A 22574-nucleotide genomic window follows, 5' to 3' on the forward strand; every position below is an offset into this window, starting at 1 on the left:
GGTGCTTGCACCAGCCTTTGCTGTCTGAATAAGGAGGAACTATGAGCACAGATTTGTCAAAAAGAGAAAAGTTCCGGCTGTTATTGACTCAATTGAATATGACTGGAGATTTGTATGCTGATCATTTTGAGGAAGCAGAAATTGAAAGGCTTGCAGTCCATAAAAAAGAAAAAAAGTGGCACTTTGTTTTCAATCTGAGATCGGTTGTTCCCTGTCAGATTATGAAGGAATTTACTGCAAGGCTTAATCAGTCATTTCAGCATATCGCACAGGTTTCTTTTTCTATAAAACTCGCGGATGCAGATATATCAGCAGATACAGTGCTTGATTACTGGGAAACATGTCTTGAGGAGCTACAGGGAATAGCCCCGCCATTACTTAAGCTGTTATCTGTCCAAAAGCCTGAGGTTAATGGAAATAAGATTACTATTAAAGTCTCAAATGAAACTGAAGGCATGCAGATCAAAAATAAATATACTGAAGTTCTGAACAGTGCATTTGAAAAATGGGGTTTTGGTCCATTTGTTCTTCATACAGAAGTATCAACGGAAGGTTCAAATGAAGAATACGAAGCTTTTGTTGAATCCAAGAAAAAAGAAGAGGAAGAATGGGCAAAACAGGCACTTGTTGAAATGCAAAAGCTTGAAGATCAGAAAAATGCAGCTGATACACATACAGGGCCTGTAGCAATCGGTTACTCTATTAAACCGGATGAGCCAGTAGCAATTAAAACGATTCAGGAAGAAGAGCGGAAAATTGCGATTCAGGGTCTTGTATTTGATGCTGAAGTGAAAGAACTAAGAAGCGGAAGATCACTATTGACATTCAAAGTGACTGACTATACTGATTCAATTCTTGTGAAAATGTTTTCGCGTGACAAAGAAGATGCGGCGGTTATGCAGCAGCTTAAAAAAGGTATGTGGGTCAGAGCTAAGGGATCAATACAAAATGATACATTTGTAAGAGACCTTGTGATGATTGCGCAGGATGTAATGGAAATACAGCCATTACTCAGACAGGATACATCTGATGAAAAGCGCGTGGAGCTTCATCTGCATACACCAATGAGCCAGATGGATGCTGTATCATCTGTTTCTTCATTGGTATCGCAGGCAAAAAAATGGGGACATAAAGCCGTGGCAATTACTGATCACGCAGTCGCTCAATCCTATCCGGAAGCACATGCGGCAGGAGCCAAAAATGATATTAAAATCTTATACGGATTAGAAGCAAATCTTGTGGATGATGGTGTGCCTATTGCCTACAATACTGCTGACAGAGAGCTTGAAACGGAATCATACATTGTCTTTGACGTTGAAACGACCGGCTTATCAGCTGTTTACGATAAAATCATCGAGCTTGCTGCAGTGAAGGTCAAAGAAGGGGAGATCATCGATCGCTTTGAGCGTTTCGCGAACCCTCATCACCCGCTTTCAGCAACAACAATTAACCTGACAGGCATCACTGATGATATGGTCAGGGATGCACCTGAAATAGAAGATGTGCTGGCGGATTTTAAAGAGTGGTGTGGAAACGATACCCTCGTTGCGCACAACGCATCCTTCGATATGGGCTTTTTAAATGTGGGTTATAAGCGTGCAGGCATGGATAAAGCTGCAAACCCTGTCATAGATACGCTTGAACTTGCGAGATTTCTGCATCCTGAATTTAAAAACCACCGTTTAAATACGCTGGCGAAGAAATTTGATGTTGAACTGACACAGCATCACCGGGCAATTTTTGATGCTGAGGCTACCGGATATATACTTGCAAGGCTGCTGAAAGAAGCGAAGGAAAAAGGAATTACTAACCATAATCAACTGAATGATTATATGGGTGAAGGTGATGCGTTTAAACGGGCGAGACCAAATCATATAACAATTCTTGCTCAGACTCAGGCCGGGCTGAAAAACCTGTTTAAGCTTGTATCTATTTCTCACCTTGAGTACTTTTACCGGGTGCCGCGTATTCCAAGATCACTGCTCAATAAACACCGCGAAGGTCTTTTAATCGGGTCAGCATGTGATAAGGGTGAGATCTTTGAAGGAATGATGCAAAAATCCCCTGAAGAAGTTGAAGAGCTTGCGGACTTTTATGATTATATCGAAGTTCAGCCGCCTGCTGCTTATCAGCATTTAATAGATTTAGAGTTAGTAAAAGATGAAGATAACCTGAAAGAGATTATTACAAAAGTTGTAGACTTTGCAGACAAAATGAATATTCCGCCTGTTGCAACAGGCAATGTTCACTATGTAAATGAAGAAGATAAAATTTATCGTGAGATCCTCATTGCCTCTCAGGGTGGTGCTAATCCCTTAAACAGACACAAGCTGCCGGATGTGCATTTTAGAACAACAAACGAAATGCTCGATGCATTTTCATTTATTGGTAAAGAAAAGGCGAAAGAGATCGTGATTGAAAATACGAATAAAATCGCTGATATGATTGAAGATGTGACGCCAATCAAAGATGAACTATATACACCTAAAATTGATGGTGCCGATGAAGAAATGCGTGAAATGAGTTACGGGATGGCAAGAAGCATATATGGTGATGAGCTTCCTGAGATTGTAGAAGCACGACTCGAAAAAGAACTGAAGAGTATTATCGGGCACGGCTTTGCGGTTATCTACCTCATCTCACATAAGCTTGTAAAAAAATCACTAATTGATGGCTATCTGGTGGGATCACGTGGTTCTGTAGGTTCATCCTTTGTTGCGACTATGACAGAAATTACGGAGGTTAATCCGTTGCCGCCGCATTATGTGTGCCCAAACTGTAAGCAGTCCGAGTTCTTTAATGACGGGTCAGTCGGTTCAGGGTTTGACCTTGATGATAGGGATTGTCCACAATGTGAGGTTCCATACATTAAAGATGGTCAGGATATTCCGTTTGAAACCTTCCTTGGATTTAAGGGGGATAAAGTACCGGATATCGATTTGAACTTCAGTGGTGAATATCAGCCGGTTGCACATAACTACACAAAAGAATTGTTCGGTGAAGACTATGTGTATCGTGCAGGAACAATTGGTACGGTAGCAGATAAAACAGCCTTTGGCTATGTTAAAGGGTATGCAGGTGATCATAATCTGCACTTTAGAGGTGCAGAGATTGAAAGACTCGCAGGCGGATGTACAGGAGTGAAGCGTACAACCGGACAGCACCCGGGTGGTATCATTGTAGTTCCTGATTATATGGATATTTATGATTTCACGCCGATCCAGTTCCCGGCTAATGCAAGCGAGTCTGAATGGAAAACAACGCATTTTGATTTCCATTCCATACATGATAACCTGCTTAAGCTTGATATACTCGGGCACGATGATCCGACTGTAATCAGAATGCTTCAGGATTTATCCGGTATAGACCCTAAAACGATTCCGACAGATGACCCTGAAGTGATGAAAATTTTCAGCGGAACAGAATCTCTCGGAGTCACTCAGGAGCAGATCATGTGTAAAACCGGAACACTTGGAATACCGGAGTTTGGAACCAGATTCGTCAGACAAATGCTTGAAGATACTAAACCGACAACATTTTCTGAATTGGTTCAGATATCTGGTCTGTCCCATGGAACAGATGTATGGCTTGGTAACGCACAGGAGCTGATTCATAACGGTATTTGTGAGTTGTCAGATGTAATCGGATGCCGTGATGATATTATGGTTTATCTGATCTATCAGGGGCTTGAGCCTTCACTTGCATTTAAAATTATGGAGTTTGTCCGTAAAGGGAAAGGTCTCTCACCTGAATGGGAAGACGAAATGAAAAATAATGGTGTGCCAGACTGGTATATTGACTCATGTAAAAAGATCAAATATATGTTCCCGAAAGCACACGCTGCAGCTTACGTTCTCATGGCTGTCAGAATCGCTTATTTCAAAGTTCATCATCCGATTCTCTACTATGCTGCATACTTTACAGTTCGTGCAGAAGACTTTGACCTTGAAGCAATGGCTGCCGGCTCCCAGGCAATTAAAGCTAAGATTGAAGGCATTAATGCGAAAGGGCTCGATGCAGCACCGAAGGAGAAAAGTTTACTGACAGTACTTGAACTTTGTCTTGAAATGGTGGAAAGAGGTTATACTTTTAAGCAGGTGGACCTTTATAAGTCGGATGCTAAAGAGTTTAAGATTGAAGGAGACTCTCTAATACCGCCATTTAACGCAATTCCGGGGCTTGGTACAAATGCAGCAATCAATATCGTTGAAGCCAGAAAGAATGGAGAATTTCTTTCTAAAGAAGACCTTCAGAAGCGGGGGAAGGTTTCAAAGACAATTATTGAGTATCTTGATTCACAGGGATGTCTTGCCGGACTGCCTGATCAGAACCAGCTATCCCTGTTTTAGGCGATTTGCACGGGTTCGCAATATATGGTATTATATTCACGGAAATGTTTTAGATAACTCTGACGTCAAAAGAGTGGGTGCCGCCCGCTCTTTTGTGTTGTTTCAGGCATTTTTCAGAGAATGATGGAGGAAACAGATGAGTAAAATTACAGAACTAACTGAAGAACTTGTAAACCCAATTCTAGATGATATGAATCTTGAACTAGTAGATGTGGAGTTTGTGAAGGAAGGATCTAATTGGTTTCTTCGCGTGTTTATTGATAAAGATGCCGGCGTTGATATTGAAGAGTGCGGAATTGTCAGTGAACGTCTGAGCGAAAAACTTGATGAGCTTGATCCAATTCAGCAGAACTATTTTCTTGAAGTCTCGTCTCCAGGTGCTGAGCGCCCTCTGAAAAAGGAAAAAGACTTTCACAATGCAATTGGCAAACAGGTATATGTAAAGACATATGAGCCAATCGATGGCATGAAAGAAATAGAAGGCGTACTGGACAAGTATGATGGGGAAACACTGAATATAACGGTTACCATCAAAACGAGAAAAAAAGAAATGGCAATTCCAAAAGAAAAAGTAGCGAAAGCAAGGTTAGCTGTTACATTCTAACCGGTGAAAGGAGAGAAAAGAATGAGTACTGAATTACTCGATGCGCTCACATACCTTGAAAAGGAAAAGGGTATTGACCGTGATGTTCTGATTGATGCGATTGAAGCAGCACTTGTCTCTGCTTATAAGCGCAACTTCAACCAGGCACAAAATGTACGAGTGGATTTGAATCTTGATACCGGATCAATGCGTGTATTTGCCAGAAAAGAAGTTGTTGATGAAGTTTTTGATTCACGTCTTGAGATTTCAATTGCAGATGCCCAGGAAATCGATCCGGCTTATGAAGTGGGCGATATTGTTGAACTTGAAGTAACGCCCCGCGACTTTGGCCGTATTGCAGCTCAAACTGCAAAGCAGGTCGTTACTCAGCGTGTAAGAGAAGCTGAAAGAGGCATTATTTATACTGAATTTGTTGATCGTGAAGATGACATTATGACTGGGATTGTCCAGCGTCAGGATCACCGTTTTATATACGTCGCTCTAGGTAAAATCGAAGCACTGCTTCCTTTAAATGAGCAAATGCCCAATGAATCTTATAAGCCGCACGACCGAATCAAGGTCTATATTACAAAGGTTGAAAGAACAACAAAAGGTCCACAGATTTTTGTTTCACGAACGCATCCTGGACTGCTGAAGCGTTTGTTTGAAATCGAAGTACCTGAAATCTTTGATGGCACTGTAGAAATTAAATCAGTGTCCCGTGAAGCTGGCGACCGCTCTAAAATTTCAGTTCACTCTGATAATGAAGAGGTGGATGCAGTTGGTGCTTGTGTTGGTGCCAAGGGTGGTCGTGTGCAGGCAATTGTAAATGAACTGAAGGGTGAAAAAATTGACATCGTTGAGTGGTCAGAAGATCCTACTGTATTTGTTGCAAATGCTCTCAGCCCATCAAAAGTTGTTGATGTGCAGGTGAACGAAGAGGACAAAGCAACAACTGTAGTCGTACCGGATTACCAGCTGTCACTGGCGATTGGTAAGCGCGGGCAGAATGCAAGACTTGCTGCAAAGCTTACCGGCTGGAAAATCGATATCAAGAGTGAAACGGATGCACGTGACATGGGTATATTCCCACGTGATGATCAGCCGCTTTTCTCAGATGAAGATATGGAAAATTCATTCTCATATCCTGAAGATGACATCGAGTAAAGGAGTTTAATCCAGTGACGAAAAAACGCAAAATACCTTTACGCAAATGTGTTGCAACACATGAAATGAAAGAAAAGAAAGATATGATCCGTATCGTCCGTTCCAAAGAGGGTGTTGTTTCTATTGATCCTACTGGAAAGAAATCAGGACGTGGTGCATATCTATCTAAAGATAAAGATGCAATATTGAAAGCAAAAAAGAAAAATGTATTAGCAAGCCACTTAGAAGCTGAAGTACCGGAAACACTGTATGATGAGCTTCTTGAATATGTGGAAGCAGGGCGCAAATGAAACAGCCGAAATGGATGTCATTATTGGGTCTTGCGACTCGGGCAGGAAAAGTTATATCAGGCGAAGAATTAGTCGTAAAAGAGATCAGAAACAGTAAAGCAAAATTAGTTTTACTGTCAGAGGATGCTTCAGCCAACACGAGGAAAAAAGTGACGGACAAAGCATCATATTATCAGGTTCCGGTCAGAACGGTAAAAGACCGGTATATACTTGGACAATTGATCGGCAAGGACGCAAGAGTTACAGTTGCTGTCCTTGACAAAGGATTCGCTGATAAACTGATCTCACTGCTCGACGAATCTTAACGGGGGTGAACGAATGAGTAAGGTACGTGTATATGAATACGCAAAAAAGCAAAATGTCACCAGTAAAGAAGTAATTGATAAATTAAAAACGTTTAATATTGAAGTGAAGAACCACATGGCAACACTAGAAGGTGATGCTGTAACTAAGCTCGATAAAGCTTACACAAAAGGGCAGGATCAATCAGCCAAACCTCAAGCACAGAATAAGCCACAAAATCAAAACCGCGGCGGCGGTCAGCAAAATCGTGGTGGCCAGGGTGGCGGACCACAAAACCGCGGCAAAGGCGGTCAGGGTGCTCAAGGCGGCCAGGGCGGCAAAGGACGCGGCGGTCAGCAGCGCCCGGGAATAAACAGAGGCGGTAAAAATAACCGCAATCAAAAAAACAAGCAGCCGTTTACACCTACTCCAATGAAGCAAAGAGAGCTTCCGGAAAAAATTACGTTTACAGAATCTCTGACAGTAGCAGAGCTTGCTAAAAAGCTGCACAGAGAGCCATCTGAAGTGGTTAAAAAGCTGTTTATGGTCGGCGTAATGGCGACAGTTAACCAGGAACTTGATAAAGATGCTATTGAGTTGATCTGTGAAGATTATGGTGTTCAAGTTGAGGAAGAAATCCTTGTGGATTCAACTGACCTTGAAACATATTTCGATGAAGAATCAGACGAGGACAAGCTTGTTGAACGTCCATCAGTTGTGACAATCATGGGGCACGTTGACCATGGTAAAACAACGCTGCTTGATTCAATCCGGAAAACAAAGGTAACAGAAGGTGAAGCAGGCGGTATCACTCAGCATATCGGTGCTTACCAGATTGATCATGAAGATAAAAAAATTACATTCCTTGATACACCTGGACACGCAGCTTTCACTACAATGCGTGCACGTGGTGCGAAAGTAACTGATATTACAATCCTAGTTGTGGCAGCAGATGACGGTGTAATGCCTCAGACAGTAGAAGCAATTAATCATGCTAAAGCTGCTGAAGTTCCAATTATTATTGCAGTGAATAAAATGGACAAACCTTCAGCTAATCCTGACCGTGTGATGCAGGAGCTTACTGAACATGCCCTTGTACCTGAAGCATGGGGCGGAGACACGATTTTTGTTCCAGTATCAGCGCTCACTGGTGAAGGCATTGATAATCTGCTTGAAATGATTGGTCTTGTATCTGAAGTTGAAGAACTAAAAGCAGACCCTACGCGCCGTGCGATGGGAACTGTAATTGAAGCCGAGCTTGATAAGGGCCGTGGCTCAGTGGCTACGCTTCTTGTTCAGGATGGTACACTGCGAGTAGGTGACCCGATTGTTGTAGGTACAACTTTTGGCCGTGTTCGTGCAATGGTAAATGACGTTGGCCGCCGTGTGAAAGAAGCTGGTCCGTCAACGCCTGTAGAAATTACAGGGCTGAACGATGTGCCGCTTGCAGGTGACCGTTTCGTTGTCTTTGAAGATGAAAAAACGGCACGTTCAATTGGTGAGACACGTGCTCAGCAGGCACTTCAGGCTCAGCGTGGTGAAAAGACCCGCGTATCGCTTGATAACCTGTTTGAACAAATGAAGCAGGGTGAAATGAAAGACCTGAATGTAATTGTTAAAGGTGATGTTCAGGGTTCTGTAGAAGCTGTGGCTGCTTCTCTTCTTAAAATTGAAGTTGAAGGTGTAAACGTAAAAATCATTCACACTGCAGTAGGTGCAATTACTGAATCTGACATTACACTTGCTGCTGCATCTAATGCAATTGTAATCGGATTTAACGTACGCCCTGATGCAAATGCAAAACGTGCAGCAGATGCAGAACAGGTTGATGTGAGACTTCATAGAATTATCTATAAGGTAATTGAAGAAATTGAATCAGCAATGACTGGACTTCTTGATCCTGAATTCGAAGAAAAAGTGATTGGTCAGGCAGAAGTACGTCAGACGTTTAAAGTATCTAAAGTCGGAACAATTGCGGGAAGCTATGTAACGGAAGGCAAGATTACACGCGATAGCGGTGTAAGATTAATCCGTGATGGTATTGTTGTATTTGAAGGCGAACTTGATACGTTAAAGCGTTATAAAGATGATGCCAAGGAAGTGGCAAAAGGCTACGAATGTGGTATTACTTTAAAGAACTATAATGATGTTAGAGAAGGGGACATTTTTGAAGCGTTTGTAATGGAAGAAATCAAACGCAAATGATTGTCCGTGCTGAATGTGAATTTCACTTACCTCTTTCACACTCATTAAAAGATAAGAGATCTGTGTTAAAACGGGTCCTTACAAGGGTAAAGCAAAAGTATAATGTTTCCGCTGCTGAGACAGACTATCAGGATAAGTGGCAGCGTACCGTCATTGAACTCGTTTCTGCTGCTGCGGATTATGGAGCAGCAGAAACTGAAATCAAACGGGCAATCTCGCTGATGGAGTCATTTCCTGAATGGGAACCTGTAGCTGCCGAGATAGAAAGACTTTAACGGAAACAAATCTTCTTGATAAGAGGTGGCATATTATGTCATTGCGCTCAAACAGAGTCGGAGAACAAATGAAAAAAGAGCTTGGCGATATCATCGGCCGGAAGATTAAAGATCCAAGAATCGGTTTTGTTACAGTAACGGATGTTGATGTAACAGGTGATCTTCAGCAGGCGACTGTGTATATCACAGTCCTTGGAGATGAAGAACAGCGTGAAAATACACTTCGAGGCCTCGCTAAAGCAAAAGGATTTATCCGTTCTGAAATCGGACAGAGAATCAGGCTGAGAAAAACACCTGAGCTGTTATTTGAATTTGATGAATCAATTGAAACGGGTAACCGTATTGAATCATTAATTCGGGACTTAAAGGAACGTGAATAAAACGGAGGCAGGCAGAATTTATTCTGCCTGTTTTTTTAGGTTTATTGCTATGAATAAGTCAGTTTAATGTATCTTTACAGCTGATGATTTAAGCGGATATCATCAGTCATCTTTCAAAAAAGCCAAATATTTAAACCGGACAGGAGTTATGAAAATGAACGGTATACTACCACTCTGGAAAGAACCGGGGATGACCTCCCACGATTGTGTATTTAAAGTCAGAAAAATACTGAAAACAAAAAAGGTTGGGCATACCGGTACATTAGATCCTGATGTTGATGGTGTACTGCCGATCTGTATTGGAAGAGCCACAAAAATTGCTGAGTACATAACAGAAGCAGGGAAATCATATAAAGCGCGGTTTGTTATAGGAGAATCCACCGAAACAGAAGACGCGTCAGGGCAGATCGTTGAGAAAAAAGATGTTGAAGAGCCTTTTACAATAGAGCAGCTGCTTGAGAAGGCAGAAAAACTTACTGGCAGCATCGAACAGACTCCACCCATGTATTCAGCAGTAAAAGTGGACGGTAAAAGACTTTATGAATACGCAAGAGAAGGTAAAACTGTTGAACGTCCATCACGTGTAGTAAAGATCCATCATATTGAGATAGATGAATCCTCTTTAAATTATGATGAAGAAAGTCATACTTTCACATTTGAAGCAGATATTGCATGTGGGAAAGGGACCTATATTCGAACGCTTGCTGTTATGTTTGCTGCAGAACTCGGGTTTCCCGGTCATATGGCAAGTCTGACACGAACATCATCTGCCCGTTTCACAGCAGAAGATTGTATCACACTTGAAGAACTCTCAGCTCTTGAGGATTTTCAGTCTGTGTTAAGACCTCTTGAACTCGGTTTATCCGGATTGAAGAACATCACAGTTAGTGATACAGTTGCTAGTAAAGTGAAGCATGGTGCTGTAATGCCGGTACCTTCCGACTGGACAGGAGAAATTGGAGAGCCGGTCGCTGTATATTATGAACAGAACGTTTTGGCTATTTATCACCTACATCCGGAAAAAGCTGGAATGATAAAGCCAGTTAAAGTGATTTGGACAGGATGAGAAAGGATTTGTCATGAAAGTATATACGCTTCGTCACCCGCATGAATTGAATCAGAAAGATTTTCCTCCGCTTTCTATTGCACTTGGTTTTTTTGACGGTGTACACTTGGGCCATCAAAAAGTGATCGGTGCTGCACTCGATTATGCCAGAGAGAACGAGATTAAAAGTGCAGTGATGACTTTTGATCCTCATCCCTCCGTTGTACTGAGTGCGAAGAAAAGCAATGTGCAATATTTATCAACGCTTGAACAAAAAATTAAAAAGATCGAAGCATTAGGCATAGATTATGTTCTAGTTGTGCGGTTCACTTCAGCGTTTGCATCTTTGGAACCACAGGAATTTGTTGACCAATATTTAATCGGGCTGAATGCCGTGCATATCACAGCAGGCTTTGATTATTCATACGGAAAATTCGGACGGGGTAAAATGGAAACACTTCCATTTCATGCGCGCGGTAAGTTTACATCGACTACAGTTGAAAAACAGACAGACGATAATGAAAAAATCAGTTCTACAAGAATCCGTGAACTCTTATCTGCTGGTGACACTAAAAAAGCTGCAGCATTACTCGGCTCGCGTTACGAGACAGAAGGGCTGGTTGTTCATGGTGAGAAAAGAGGCCGCAAAATCGGATTTCCAACAGCAAATATCGAAATGCTGAACGGTTTATTAATTCCATCACCTGGCGTGTATGCCGTGAAATTAAAGGTGAATAATACATGGCATGATGGAATTTGTAACGTCGGTTATAAACCAACGTTTAACGATCCTGATCATGCACAGCTGAGCGTAGAAGTGCATCTTTTTGAATTCGATGAAAGCATATACGGGGAGAATGTACTCGTTCAGTGGCTTGACCGAATCAGAAGTGAAAAGAGATTTAACGGTGTAAATGAGCTGATTGCCCAAATTGAAAAGGATAAACAAAAGGCGATTGATATCCATCAAAGATAGGCCTGGGTGTTAGCAACTCCAGGTTGCAACAGCATTTAGCTTATGATAGTATATTCATGTACGAATGAACCTTTGCTTGGCATCGCGGTTTCTCCGCCGTCTGCTCGGTGACAGGGGATTTTAATAAAAATAATAGGAGGCTATTTACTATGGCTATTACTCAAGAACGCAAGAACGAAATTATTCAGGAATTCCGTACACACGAAGGAGATACAGGATCTGTAGAAGTACAGGTTGCGATTCTTACTGAAGATATCAACAACCTGAACCAGCACCTTCGTACTCATAAGAAAGACCACCACTCACGTCGCGGACTATTCAAAATGGTAGGACGTCGCCGTAACCTGTTATCATACCTTCGTAATAACGACGTAGCTCGTTACCGCGAACTGATTAACAAGCTTGGTCTTCGTCGATAAGAATGCAATGATGAAAAGCGGGCCTCGTCCCGCTTTTTTATTAGGATAAAAATGATACATTTTGTACATAGTGAAAAGAACAGTAAATTGATTTACTATGTTTAATACAGAAAGGGGTTTTTAGATGGACCAGAACAAACAGGTTTTTACAACCAACTGGGCAGGAAGAGAGCTTACAGTTGAGGTTGGCCAGCTTGCAAAGCAGGCGAGCGGAGCTGCTCTTATCAGATATGGTGATACAGTTGTCCTAAGTACAGCTACAGGTTCTAAAGAGCCTAAGCCGCTCGACTTTTTCCCGCTGACGGTTAACTATGAAGAGAGAATGTATTCAGTAGGTAAAATCCCTGGTGGATTTATTAAACGTGAAGGCCGTCCGAGTGAGCGTGCTGTTTTAACTAGCCGTCTGATTGACCGACCGATTCGTCCATTGTTTCCTGATGGTTTCCGTAATGATGTACAGATCATGAGTATGGTCATGAGTGTAGACCAGGACTGTTCATCAGAAATGGCAGCTATGCTTGGATCTTCACTTTCACTTTCAGTATCTGATATTCCATTCGGTGGACCGATTGCCGGAGTTATGGTTGGTTTAATTGACGGGGAATTTATTATTAATCCTACAATTGAGCAGCAGAATAAGAGTGAAATGGAATTAATTGTTGCAGGAACAAAAGATGCAATTAACATGGTTGAAGCAGGAGCTTTTGAAGTGTCTGAAGAAAAGATGCTTGAAGCGATTATGTTCGGCCATGAAGAGATCAAGAAACTTGTTGCATTCCAGGAAGAAATTGTTGCTGCATGCGGTAAAGAAAAAAGAGAAATCGTTTTAGCAGAGTTGAATACTGATGTTGTCAGCAGAATGCAGGAAATGGTTGGAGAAAAACTTATTTCAGCTGTTCAGACACATGAAAAGCACGCTCGTGATGAAGCAATTTCAACAGTGAAAAAAGAAGTGCTCGCTGTTCTTGAAGAAGAAGAGGCAGACGAGGACTATAAAAAAGATGCGAAAAAAGCACTTGATCAGATGGTCAAAGCAGAAGTTCGCCGACAGATCACTCAGGACAAGCTTCGTCCGGATGGCCGTAAACCAGATGAAATCAGACCGCTTTCTTCAGAAGTTGGCACACTTCCAAGAACACACGGTTCAGGTCTGTTTACACGTGGACAAACGCAGGCTTTAAGCATTGCAACACTTGGACCTCTTGGTGATGTTCAGATTATTGATGGACTTGGTCTTGAAGAGTCTAAGCGTTTCATGCATCATTATAATTTCCCGTTATTCAGCGTCGGGGAAACAGGACCGATCCGTGGACCGGGCCGTCGTGAAATCGGTCACGGTGCACTTGGAGAGCGTGCGCTTGAAAAAGTGCTTCCTGATGAAAAAGACTTCCCTTACACAATCCGTCTGGTATCAGAAGTACTTGAATCAAACGGATCTACATCTCAGGCAAGTATCTGTGCAAGTACGCTTGCAATGATGGATGCCGGGGTTCCATTAAAAGCGCCAGTAGCTGGTATTGCTATGGGTCTTGTGAAATCAGGGGAAGATTATACCATCCTGACAGATATTCAGGGTATGGAAGATTTCCTTGGCGACATGGATTTTAAAGTAGCAGGTACAGCTAAGGGTGTAACAGCACTTCAAATGGATATTAAGATTGAAGGTCTGACAAAAGAAATTCTTGAAGAGGCACTGATGCAGGCGAAGGAAGGCAGAATGCATATTCTTGATTCGATGCTTTCGACAATCAGTGAACCGAGAAAAGAACTTTCTGAATACGCACCTAAGATCATCCAGCTGAAAATTAATCCGGATAAGATCCGTGACGTAATCGGGCCAAGCGGCAAAACGATTAATAAAATCATTGAAGAAACCGGCGTTAAAATTGATATCGAGCAGGATGGTACAGTTTTCATTGCGTCAGCTGATTCTGAAATGAATGCGAAAGCGAAGCAGATTATCGAAGATATGGTTAGAGAAGCAAAAGTTGGCCAGAATTATCTCGGTAAGGTAAAGCGGATTGAAAAATTCGGTGCTTTTGTTGAAATCTTTAACGGAAAAGATGGTCTTGTGCATATTTCTGAACTTCAGGAAGAGCGTACAAATAAAGTGGAGGATGTCCTTTCACTTGGAGATCAGATTGAAGTAAAGGTGACAGAGATTGATAATCAGGGACGCGTTAACTTATCGCGTAAAGCAGTTATCAAAGAGCAGAAGGAAAAAGAGGAACAAAAATAGAGTTAAAAACCGGCTGAATAGCCGGTTTTTCTATGTAATAAACCTTTCCTTAAGACATTGAAAAGCTTTTTTAGATGAAAAAATCCATCAACCATAGTAAAATGTTTCATTAAGTGCAATAAGTTTAGGAGATGTTTTAAATGATTACACGTCACACTTGCAATAATGGTTTACGAATTGTCTATGAATACATTCCTTCAGTCAGATCGGCTGCAGTTGGCATCTGGATTGGAACAGGCTCAAGGGATGAAGATCAGGATAATAATGGGATCTCTCATTTCATTGAACATATGCTGTTTAAAGGAACAAAAGAACGTTCAGCACGAAGAATTGCAGAGGAATTTGACAGAATCGGCGGACATGTAAACGCATTTACGTCAAAAGAGTATACCTGCTATTACGCAAAAGTACTTGATAATCATGCGAAACATGCGTTAGAAGTGCTTGCTGATATGTTCTTTCATTCAGTGTATGACCCTGAAGAGCTAGAAAAAGAAAAAAATGTAGTGCTTGAAGAAATTAAAATGTATGAAGACACACCTGATGATATTGTTCATGACCTATTGGGAGAAGCTGTTTATGGCAATCATTCTCTCGGCTATCCGATCCTTGGTACCGAATCAACTTTAAAATCTTTTACAAGTAATGATTTGAAAAAATATGTTTTTGAGATGTATCGTCCTGAGGATGTAGTTGTTTCAGTGGCCGGTAATATTAGTGAAGAATTCATCAAAGAAGTTGAAGATTTGTTTGGGAATTATACTGCTTCTAAGAAAGAAAAAAGAAGTGATGAGTTACCTGAATTTAATTATACTCACCTTTCAAAAAGGAAAGAAACTGAACAGGCGCATCTCTGTCTCGGCTATGACGGACTTCCGATTGGTCATGAAGATACTTATAGTCTGATCGTCATGAATAATGTGTTAGGCGGCAGTATGTCTTCAAGACTGTTTCAGGATGTAAGAGAGGATAAGGGACTTGCTTACTCAGTATTTTCATATCATTTAGCTCACCGTGACAGCGGTTTATTAACAATTTATGCGGGAACGGGTGCTGACCAGTTGGATGCGCTGTATGAAACCATTCAGTCAACAACAGCAAAATTAAAAGCCAGTGGCTTAACAGATGATGAGCTGCATTCCTCAAAAGAGCAATTAAAAGGAAATTTGGTGCTGGGTCTTGAAAGTACGAATGCAAGAATGAGCAGAAATGGTAAAAATGAATTAATGCTCAAAAGACACAGGTCAATGGATGAAATGATCAAAAAAATTGATCAGGTATCACAAAACTCCGTAAAAAGGGTGGCTGATCAGATACTTGGAGGCAGATTTGCTTCTTCAGTTATCTCACCCCAGGGGGAAAAGGTATCAATTTAATCATGGTTAAAAGGATGAGACCTCAGCGTCTCATCCTTTTATTTATATATTTTTTTCTTTCATCATATAGTTAACGATCACATGATTTAGCTTAGAGGAGGAAAAATAATGAGAATGAGTGAATTGTACAGAAAAGAAATGATTGATATAGACCAGGCTGAGAGAATGGGCATTCTTGGTAATGCGGATATTGAGTTTAACGATGAAACAGGTGAAATTATCAACATATTAGTACCAGCCGGTAAAATCAGTCCCTTTAAAAGCGCTAAAGAGGAATATGCGATTTCCTGGAAAAGTGTTCATGCAGTAGGAAAAGAACTGATCCTGATTAAGGGTAAACGGTCACAATCAGAACTGCAGTTACATAGTATACCGGAGAATAAAGAAGAATGAAGTGAGTGAATGCTGAGTGAAAAACGAAGAATTGAGGGGTAGAAAAACCGCTGTAATCGGTGGGGATGCAAGGCAGCTTGTAATCGCTGAAGCATTATGTAAAAAAGGAGCAGAAGTTTTTCTCTGCGGCTTTGATCAGCTCAATCTTTCTGAGCCTGGCTATCGAAAGACATCCTTGGATCAGATTCCTTTAGAAGAACTTGACGCACTGATTTTTCCGGTAAGCGGAATAGGGGTTAATGGGGATATAAAATCTTCATTCAGTGCCAGTAATCTTTATATACATGAACAATTATTAAATCGAATACCGGAAAAATGCTTATTATTCACAGGAATTGAGACATCGTGGTCGACAGCCAGTAAAAGAAACTTCGTGTATTTGTTTGAAGAAGATGAGATTGCAATTTTAAATTCAATCCCGACAGTTGAGGGAATCCTGTGGCTGATCATACAGCATACGGAGTATACAATTCACGGCGCTCAGATCGTCATTACAGGATGTGGAAGAGTCGGACTGACAGCAGCCAGGGTACTTCATGCGCTTGGTGCAAAAGTGACAGCCTTGTCAGAAGTGAAAGCTGAAGTTGCACGAATGAATGAAATAGGTGTAAAAACAAAAGCTCTGAAAGAGTTACAAACCTGTCTGAATCATGCAAATATCTGGATTAATACAATCCCATCAGTAGAAATCATTAATCAGCAAACTTTAGCAGCTTGCAATCCAAATATGTTTATCTTGGAACTTGCATCCCATCCGCCGCCAGCCCAAAAAGAATCAGCCCGGGAGAAAAATATTAACTACCTTGAAGCACCGAGTCTCCCGGGTCTTGTGGCACCAAAAACTGCAGGTGAAATTCTGGCGATGTCCATTCTTGATCAGATCATTGAAAAAGGGGAATAAACAGATGCTAAAAGGAAAGAGAATTGGCTTTGGATTTACGGGTTCTCATTGTACCTATCACTTGGCATTACCTGAATTAATCAGACTGAAAGAGCTTGGAGCGGAGATCATACCGGTTGTAAGTTATACAATGCAAACGACGAATACCCGATTTGGTGAGGGTGAAGAATGGGTCGAAAAAATTGAAAAGGCAGCAGGACAGCAATGTATCAGATCGATAGCAGATGCAGAACCGCTGGGGCCTGTAAAGCCGCTCGACTGCATGGTAATTGCACCTTTAACAGGAAATTCTCTCGCTAAGCTTGCGAACGCATTAACCGATTCACCGGTTCTAATGGCTGCAAAAGCAACGATGAGAAACCATAAACCGGTTGTAATTGCCATCTCGACAAATGACGGGCTGGGATTGAACGGAATAAACCTGATGAAGCTGATGGGAGCAAAAAACATCTATTTTGCACCGTTCAGTCAGGATGATCCTTTTAATAAACCGAACTCTTTAGTAGCCCATATGGACGAAATTCCGGAGACGGTCATACAGGCTTTGAAAGGAAAACAGCATCAACCTGTCATAACATTAAGCTCTTTAAGTAAAAGAGATTGAGAAAATCAAAGAATAAATGATACAATGTGTTGTATGAATACACATTAGTGCTTTACCTGTCTAACGCATTGCAGGGGAAGAGTGGAAGGGAGTTTTTTATATGAAGGGTACAGGATATAACGTAGCAGTAGTAGGTGCAACAGGAGCAGTCGGAACTCAAATGCTCTCAATGCTTGAGCAGAGAGATTTTCCAGTCGGAACAATTAAACTCCTTTCATCGGCACGGTCAGCGGGTCAGACAATACAATTTAATGGTGCGCCAGTCACAGTAGAAGAGGCAACTCCCGACAGCTTTGAGGGAATTGATATTGCATTGTTTTCAGCAGGAGGCAGTATTTCAAAAGAACTCGCGCCTGAGGCAGCAAAGCGCGGTGCGATCGTAATAGATAATACAAGTGCATTCAGAATGGATCCGGATGTACCTCTGGTCGTTCCTGAAGTAAATGAATTAGACCTGCAGCAGCATAAAGGAATCATTGCGAATCCAAACTGCTCAACAATTCAGATGGTCGCAGCTTTGGAGCCGATCAGAAAAGAACTTGGTCTGTCAAAAGTAATTGTTTCCACTTATCAGGCTGTGTCAGGAGCCGGCGTACAGGCAATTGATGAGATGAAAGCACAATCCCAGGCTATCCTTAACGGAGAAGAACCTGAAGCGAACGTTTTGCCTGTTAAAGGAGATAAAAAGCACTATCAGATTGCCTTTAATGCAGTGCCGCAGATTGATGTATTTGATACGAATGGCTATACGTTCGAAGAAATGAAAATGATTAATGAGACTAAGAAGATTATGCATATGCCTGAACTTAAAGTATCAGCGACATGTGTAAGGTTGCCTGTGGAAACAGGTCATGCAGAGTCTGTCTATATCGAAGTTTCTGAAAAAGGGAAAAATACTGCTGATATTCACAGAATTCTTTCCGGGGCACCGGGCGTGACCCTTCAGGATAATCCTGACCAGCAGGAATACCCGATGCCAAGCACGGCTGCGGGAAAAACAGATGTGTTTGTAGGCAGAGTCAGAAAAGATCCGGATGAAGATCATGGATTCCATATGTGGATCGTGTCAGATAACCTATTAAAAGGAGCTGCGTGGAACTCAGTACAAATCGCAGAAAGCCTGATTAAACTAAAACTTGTATAATACGCACTCAAAGAGAGGAGTGTAACATTGCCAATTTCAGTATTGAAATTCGGTGGAACTTCGTTATCTGAGGCATTTAAAAGAGATGCGGCAGTAAGGAATGTAAAACGTGAACTGGATCAACAACATCAGGTGATTGCAGTCGTTTCAGCGATGGGCAGACTGGGAGACCCTTATGCCACTGATACATTGCTATCACTAACGGATTCCGAATGTCTTCCTGCCCATCAGCAATCTCTTTTACTTTCATGCGGAGAGCTTATTTCAGCTGCTGTATTTTCGTCTGCTCTTCACAGGGAAGGGATAAAGAGTGAGATCCTGACGGGGAAGCAGGCGGGTATTAAAACAGACAAAACGTATAATGCCGACATTTGTTCAGTAGATACCGGTGTGCTGTTAGAGACTCTAAAGCATGCTGAAGTAATCATTGTGCCCGGCTTTCAGGGAGAAGATGATAAGGGTAGAATTTCTACTCTTGGCAGAGGTGGAAGTGATACATCAGCGTGTGCGATCGCTGCAAGTTTAAAAGCATCTTCATGTAAGCTCTACACAGATGTAGCGGGGATTATGAGTGGGGATCCTCGAATTGTCGATCATGCATCAGTCGTCAAGCGGCTCCATTATGACGAGGCCTTCCATGTTGCACATCAGGGTGCAAAGATTATTCACCCTAAAGCAGTCGAGTGGGCTAGAAAAGGAAATGTTCCGGTCTGGACAGGAGATTTATCCGGTGATGGTGGAACGTGGATCCGATCAGAAGCTCATTCTGAATCCATCCATTCTGTCACGGCGGTAGAAGAACTTGTACAGATATCCGTTCAGGCTCAGGATTGTGATTATATATTCAGAATACTGGCTGAAAAAGGGATCAGTATTGATCTGATCTCCATTCAGCCGGTCGAAGTGAAATTTACAATTCAATACGAAGATTTTCAGGATTTAAACAATACTTTAAAACAGCATCAGGTCTATTTTAAATTCAGAGAGAATGTGTCAAAAATTGCGCTAATTGGCAGCAGTATTGCTGGACGTCCTGGAGTTGCATCAGCAATTGTCACACTGCTCACAGAAAATAAAATCAGCATATGGCAGACAGCTGACAGCCATATGACTTTTTGGATACTGCTCGACAGTGACAAATCAGTCATCGCCCAGCAGCTGCTGCACCAATACTTTATTAATCATGAACTAGTAACTATACAGGAGTGAAGAAGATGAACTTTGGCAGAGTTTCCACTGCAATGGCGACTCCTTTTAATCAGGATAATCGCATTGATTACAGCAGACTGGAAAATCTTATCAATCACTTAATCGAAAACGGCACCGATTCACTTGTCGTAGCAGGTACAACTGGAGAATCACCAACACTATCGTCAGAAGAGAAAGTGGAACTTTTTAAAGAGACAGTAAAAATTACAAATGGCAGAGTACCGGTGGTAGCAGGAACGGGAACAAATAATACTGAATCGAGTATCAGTCTTTCCCTTGCTGCAAAAGAAGCTGGGGTGGATGCTATTATGCTGGTTGCTCCATATTACAGCAAGCCGAGTCAGGCCGGTCTGAAGAAACACTTTACGACAATTGCAGAGCAGGTTGGTCTGCCTGTAATGATTTATAATATCCCTGGTCGTTCAGCTGTCAATATTGAACCGAAAACAATCATTGAACTGTCTGAAGTGCCCAACATTGTTGCTGTGAAGGAAGCAAGTGGAAGTCTGGATCAGATGACTGAAATCATTGCGGGTACAGATGAACAATTTCTCATATACAGCGGTGATGACGGTTTAACATTACCACTTCTTTCAATTGGTGGAGCAGGTGTTGTATCTGTCACTTCACACGTTGCGGGAAATGAAATGCAAACCATGATCAGCTGCTTCCAAAACGGAGAGCTTTCAAAAGCTGCGTCTATTCATCAGCTGCTTTTACCACTTACAAGAGCGCTGTTTGCACAGCCAAGTCCATCACCGGTGAAGTCAGCTCTGAATCACCAGGGAGTATTGTGCGGAGGTGTCAGACTTCCATTAGTTGAACTGGATCAGGATGAAGAGAGCAGTCTGTTAGAGGCTGTCAGTCATTTTCGATCAGAAATGTCCCGTATTTCATAAAGATCAGCAGAAGGTCTTTTTCCAATCCGGAAAAAGACCTTTCTGATTTCCGCCCCTGGCGGTTCACAAATACATGTACAGTTTTCCAATCTTACAGTATAATGAACACAGCTGTTTTAAAAGGTCGGATAACATTTTTGTAGGAGGAAATTAGTTTGTCTAAAGATAAAAACGAAAAAGTAAAAATCATTCCTCTCGGCGGCGTAGGCGAGATAGGAAAAAACATGTACGTCATTGAAGTGGACGAAGATTTATTTATTATTGATTCCGGATTAATGTTTCCTGAAGATGAAATGTTTGGAATTGATATTGTCATCCCGGATTTTCAATATATTGAAGCAAATAAAGAGCGAGTGAAAGCGATCTTTCTGACTCACGGTCATGACGATTCAATTGGTTCACTGCCTTATTTACTTGAAAAAGTAAAGGTGCCAGTATATGGCTCAAAGCTGACTGTGGCACTTGCTAAAGCGCTGCTAAAAGAATATGGATTTAAAGAACGTGTAAAATTCTATACAGTGCATGAGAAAAGCAATATGAAATTTGATTCTGTGAATGTCACATTCTTCAACACAACTCACAGCATCCCGGATTCACTCGGCATTGCGATTCACACATCTGAAGGTGCAATTGTACATACTGGTGAATTTAAATTTGATCAGGCTTCTAAGGGTGGTTATGCATCCAATATTGGAAAAATGGCTAAACTTGGTGATAAAGGTGTCTTTGCGTTGCTGTCGGATAGTACTGAAGCAGAAAAGCCGGGACACACTACATCTGAAGCTGTCATTGAGAAGCACGTTTCTAACAGCATTAATCAGGCAAGCGGAAGAGTGATTGTCACATGTTATGCATCAAACCTGATCCGTATTCAGCAGATTTTTGATGCTGCTCAAGCTTCAGGCAGAAAAGTCGCTGTTATTGGAGAGGCTGCTGAACGTGTAGTCAATGTTGCCTCAAGACTTGAACATTTAACGTATGATGAAGATACACGCATTAAGCCCAACGAAATTGATCAATACCGTAATGATGAAATTGTTATTATTTTATCAGGTACACATGATGAGCCTTTTAAAGTAATGGAGAGTATGGCTAATCAGACACATCCGATTGTTAACATTCAGCAGGGTGATACCGTATTAATTACGTTTACACCGTCACCTGGTATGGAAGTATATCTGTACCGGTCTGTAAATGAAATGACGAAAGCAGGGGCAAACGTCCTTACATCAAGCAAAAATGTCCATGTTTCCGGACATGGCAGTCAGGAAGACCTGAAAATGATGATGAACCTGATGAAACCTAAATACTTTATTCCAATTCAGGGAGAATACCGTCATTTAATTACGCATGGCCGTCTTGCTGAGGAAATGGGTATACCACGCACTAACATTTTCATTGCCGACAAAGGTGATATTGTTGAATATCAGGCAGGTAAAATGAAAATGAGCGGCAGAGTTCAGACAGGTAATGTTCTGATTGATGGTAAAGGTGTAGGGGATGTCGGTAATATTGTTCTGCGCGACAGAAGGTTACTGTCCCAGGATGGAGTGCTGCTGGTTGTCGTTACATTAAACCGCAGGACAAAGACAATTGCTGCAGGTCCTGAAGTGATTTCAAGAGGCTTTGTTTATGTAAGAGAATCAGAAAAGCTGATGGAAGAGTCAGTTACTGCAGTACGCAATATTGTGGAGAAAAACGTTGAAAACCGTACATTTGACTGGTCTGGTATTAAACAGGAGATCAGGGACTCACTTAATCATCTCCTCTACACACGTACAAAGCGTCGTCCGATGATTTTACCAATCATCATGGAGGTATAAATTCAGCAGAGACTG

Annotated in this window: 20 protein-coding genes; all 20 read left to right on the forward strand. The window is 41.7% G+C overall.

Features of this window, described 5'->3' with window-relative positions; translation table 11 throughout:
* Nucleotides 1-41 precede the first annotated feature (41 nt).
* The gene (locus DH10bf12_RS12180) at nt 42-4349 is read left to right on the forward strand and encodes a PolC-type DNA polymerase III (protein WP_471735543.1); all 4308 of its coding nucleotides are present in this window, start codon (nt 42-44) and stop codon (nt 4347-4349) included.
* A 136-nt stretch (nt 4350-4485) separates the two neighbouring features.
* On the forward strand, nt 4486-4953 hold the full coding sequence (gene rimP / locus DH10bf12_RS12185; RefSeq protein ID WP_471735544.1) for a ribosome maturation factor RimP: 468 nt from the start codon (nt 4486-4488) through the stop codon (nt 4951-4953).
* Nucleotides 4954-4974: 21 nt separating this feature from the next.
* Entirely contained in the window at nt 4975-6099 is a 1125-nt protein-coding gene (gene nusA / locus DH10bf12_RS12190; RefSeq protein WP_471735545.1) for a transcription termination factor NusA, read from the forward strand.
* Between the two features lie 14 nt (nt 6100-6113).
* Nucleotides 6114-6389 carry an RNase P modulator RnpM gene (gene rnpM, locus DH10bf12_RS12195; protein ID WP_471735546.1) on the forward strand — a complete coding sequence of 92 codons (276 nt, stop codon included), beginning with the start codon at nt 6114-6116 and terminating at the stop codon, nt 6387-6389.
* Nucleotides 6386-6694, forward strand: a complete 309-nt coding sequence (locus DH10bf12_RS12200) for a YlxQ family RNA-binding protein (protein WP_471735547.1) — start codon at nt 6386-6388, stop codon at nt 6692-6694. The genes rnpM and DH10bf12_RS12200 overlap by 4 nt, the downstream gene beginning before the upstream one ends.
* A 13-nt stretch (nt 6695-6707) precedes the next feature.
* A complete protein-coding gene (gene infB / locus DH10bf12_RS12205; RefSeq protein WP_471735548.1) occupies nt 6708-8876 on the forward strand; it encodes a translation initiation factor IF-2 in 2169 nt (722 codons plus the stop codon).
* A gap of 62 nt (nt 8877-8938) precedes the next feature.
* Nucleotides 8939-9151: a DUF503 domain-containing protein gene (locus tag DH10bf12_RS12210; protein WP_471735549.1), complete on the forward strand. Its 213-nt coding sequence runs from the start codon at nt 8939-8941 to the stop codon at nt 9149-9151.
* Nucleotides 9152-9186: 35 nt separating this feature from the next.
* Complete coding sequence (gene rbfA, locus DH10bf12_RS12215) at nt 9187-9531, forward strand: 30S ribosome-binding factor RbfA (protein WP_404409241.1); 345 nt, start codon at nt 9187-9189, stop codon at nt 9529-9531.
* Between the two features lie 154 nt (nt 9532-9685).
* Nucleotides 9686-10597: a tRNA pseudouridine(55) synthase TruB gene (gene truB / locus DH10bf12_RS12220; protein WP_471735550.1), complete on the forward strand. Its 912-nt coding sequence runs from the start codon at nt 9686-9688 to the stop codon at nt 10595-10597.
* Nucleotides 10598-10610: 13 nt separating this feature from the next.
* Nucleotides 10611-11552 (forward strand): riboflavin biosynthesis protein RibF, encoded by a 942-nt coding sequence (gene ribF, locus DH10bf12_RS12225; RefSeq protein WP_471735551.1) that lies wholly within the window; start codon nt 10611-10613, stop codon nt 11550-11552.
* A gap of 149 nt (nt 11553-11701) precedes the next feature.
* A complete protein-coding gene (gene rpsO / locus DH10bf12_RS12230) occupies nt 11702-11971 on the forward strand; it encodes a 30S ribosomal protein S15 (protein ID WP_134371748.1) in 270 nt (89 codons plus the stop codon).
* 124 nt (nt 11972-12095) lie between these two features.
* On the forward strand, nt 12096-14210 hold the full coding sequence (gene pnp, locus DH10bf12_RS12235) for a polyribonucleotide nucleotidyltransferase (protein WP_471735552.1): 2115 nt from the start codon (nt 12096-12098) through the stop codon (nt 14208-14210).
* Between the two features lie 140 nt (nt 14211-14350).
* The gene (locus tag DH10bf12_RS12240) at nt 14351-15586 is read left to right on the forward strand and encodes a M16 family metallopeptidase (RefSeq protein ID WP_471735553.1); all 1236 of its coding nucleotides are present in this window, start codon (nt 14351-14353) and stop codon (nt 15584-15586) included.
* A gap of 108 nt (nt 15587-15694) precedes the next feature.
* Nucleotides 15695-15979, forward strand: coding sequence for a YlmC/YmxH family sporulation protein (locus DH10bf12_RS12245; protein WP_471735554.1), 285 nt, complete (start codon nt 15695-15697; stop codon nt 15977-15979).
* Between the two features lie 16 nt (nt 15980-15995).
* On the forward strand, nt 15996-16880 hold the full coding sequence (dpsA, locus tag DH10bf12_RS12250) for a dipicolinate synthase subunit DpsA (protein WP_471735555.1): 885 nt from the start codon (nt 15996-15998) through the stop codon (nt 16878-16880).
* Nucleotides 16881-16884: 4 nt separating this feature from the next.
* A complete protein-coding gene (locus DH10bf12_RS12255) occupies nt 16885-17484 on the forward strand; it encodes a dipicolinate synthase subunit B (protein WP_471735556.1) in 600 nt (199 codons plus the stop codon).
* A gap of 100 nt (nt 17485-17584) precedes the next feature.
* Nucleotides 17585-18628, forward strand: coding sequence for an aspartate-semialdehyde dehydrogenase (locus DH10bf12_RS12260; RefSeq protein ID WP_471735557.1), 1044 nt, complete (start codon nt 17585-17587; stop codon nt 18626-18628).
* A gap of 27 nt (nt 18629-18655) precedes the next feature.
* Nucleotides 18656-19837 carry an aspartate kinase gene (locus tag DH10bf12_RS12265; protein WP_471735558.1) on the forward strand — a complete coding sequence of 394 codons (1182 nt, stop codon included), beginning with the start codon at nt 18656-18658 and terminating at the stop codon, nt 19835-19837.
* Nucleotides 19838-19842: 5 nt separating this feature from the next.
* The gene (dapA, locus tag DH10bf12_RS12270) at nt 19843-20736 is read left to right on the forward strand and encodes a 4-hydroxy-tetrahydrodipicolinate synthase (RefSeq protein ID WP_471735559.1); all 894 of its coding nucleotides are present in this window, start codon (nt 19843-19845) and stop codon (nt 20734-20736) included.
* A gap of 155 nt (nt 20737-20891) precedes the next feature.
* Nucleotides 20892-22559 carry a ribonuclease J gene (locus tag DH10bf12_RS12275; RefSeq protein ID WP_471735560.1) on the forward strand — a complete coding sequence of 556 codons (1668 nt, stop codon included), beginning with the start codon at nt 20892-20894 and terminating at the stop codon, nt 22557-22559.
* Nucleotides 22560-22574 lie beyond the last annotated feature (15 nt).

It is taken from the genome of Jeotgalibacillus sp. 10bf12 (genome assembly GCF_055597105.1).